Source organism: Actinomadura miaoliensis (assembly GCF_039536785.1).
GTDB classification, from domain to species: Bacteria; Actinomycetota; Actinomycetes; order Streptosporangiales; family Streptosporangiaceae; genus Spirillospora; species Spirillospora miaoliensis.
This window is the reverse complement of record NZ_BAAAZG010000026.1, coordinates 115,313-117,007: the sequence shown is the minus strand read 5'-3', so window position 1 is coordinate 117,007 and position 1,695 is coordinate 115,313. Positions and strand designations below refer to the sequence as shown.

Sequence of the window (1,695 nt, the reverse complement as noted above, 5' to 3'; positions counted from 1 at the left end):
CCGTCCGGCTGCTCGGCCTGGACCCGCTGGGCGTGCACCGGGTCCTGGCCGGCCTGGCGGCCGAGGTGGACGACGTCGCGCGGGAGGCCGCCGCCGCGGCCGGGGACGGTTGGCGGGCGCTGCCCGCGCCGTCCGCGCCGCTGCTCGACCTGCTCGCCGAGGCGCACGTCCATTCCGGGCTGCGCCTGTTCGAGTCATAGGTCTGTACGAGTCATAGGTCTGTTCGAGTCACAGGTCTGTTCGAGTCACGGGAACCGAGTCATGGGAACACCGTGGAGACGGGAGGACGCACCGTGGGCGCCAACCACGATCACGACCCGCACGAGGCCGCGCCGGCGGCGGGCCGGGCGCTGCGCCTGGGCATCGGCGGCCCGGTGGGCAGCGGCAAGACGGCGCTGACGGCGGCGCTGTGCCGCGCGCTGCGCGAGGAGTTCGCCCTGGCGGTGGTGACCAACGACATCTACACCACCGAGGACGCCGACTTCCTGCGCCGCGAGGCCGTGCTGTCGGACGACCGGATCACCGCGGTGCGCACCGGCTGCTGCCCGCACACCGCCATCCGCGACGACATCTCCGCCAACCTGGACGCGGTGGAGGCCCTGGAGGCCCGGCACGGGCACCTGGACCTGGTCATCGTGGAAAGCGGCGGCGACAACCTGACGGCGCTGTTCAGCCGGGGCCTGGCCGACCGGCAGATCTTCGTGCTGGACGTGGCGGGCGGCGACGACGTGCCGCGCAAGGGCGGTCCGGGCGTGGCGAACGCGGACCTGCTGGTCATCAACAAGACCGATCTGGCGCCGCTGGTCGGCAGCGACGTGGCGCTGATGGAGCGCGACGCCGCCCGGGTGCGCGGCGGCAGGCCGGTGGCGCTGACCTCGCTGCGCGAGCGTCCCGACGCGCCGGAGGTGGTGGCGTGGGTGCGCGGGGTGCTGCGCGAGGCGCGCGCGGCCGCCACGGCGGTGACGTGACCCGGCGGTACACGGCGCGCGCGGCCGTCACCGCCGAACGCGACGCGCAGGGACGGACCCGTTGCACGCGGCTGCGCTCGGACGGGCCGCTCGCGCTGCGCGAGACCGCCGACGCCGTCTATCTGGTCGGCGCGGCGGCGGGCCCGCTGGGCGGCGACGTCCTGGAGATCGACCTCGGTGTCGGCCCGGGGGCGCGGCTGGCGGTGCGCTCGGTGGCGGCCACGCTTGTGCTGCCCGGGGACGGCGTGTCACGGCTGACGGTGCGGGCGCGGGCCGGGGCGGGCGCCCACCTGGACCTCGCGCCGGAGCCCACGGTGGCCGCCGCCGGATGCGACCACCGGTCCGTGACGGAGATCGCGCTGGCCGAGGACGCGACGCTGCGCCTGCACGAGGAGCTGGTGCTGGGACGTCACGGTGAACGGCCCGGGCGGCTGCACAGCCGGATCGACGTGACGATCGGCCGGACGCCCCTGCTGCGTCACGAGCTGCGCGTCGCGGACCGGCACGGCGGCCCGGCGGTGCTCGGGGACGCCAGGGCCGTCGGCAACGTGCTGCTGGTCCGGCCCGGACTGACCCGCGAGCCGCATGCCGGGGACGGGCTGGCCGTCCTGCCGCTGGCGCACCCGTCCGCGGTGCTGGTCACGGCCGTCGCGCCGGACGCCGCGCTGCTGCGCCGCCGCCTCGCTCGCGGCGAGTCGATCGCTCAGGTGGCGGCGTCGGCGGTCGG

The 1,695-nt window shown here is 76.5% G+C and carries 2 protein-coding genes and 1 pseudogene; all 3 read left to right on the top strand.

From position 1 onward, the window contains the following. Positions 1-200: pseudogene (locus ABD811_RS20970) on the top strand (urease accessory protein UreF); the annotation flags it as partial. 93 nt (positions 201-293) lie between these two features. Then, positions 294-968, top strand: coding sequence for an urease accessory protein UreG (gene ureG / locus ABD811_RS20965; RefSeq protein ID WP_344950158.1), 675 nt, complete (start codon positions 294-296; stop codon positions 966-968). Further along, positions 965-1,695 (top strand): urease accessory protein UreD (locus ABD811_RS20960; protein ID WP_344950155.1); only part of this gene is annotated, 731 nt, incomplete at its 3' end. The genes ureG and ABD811_RS20960, both read left to right, overlap by 4 nt.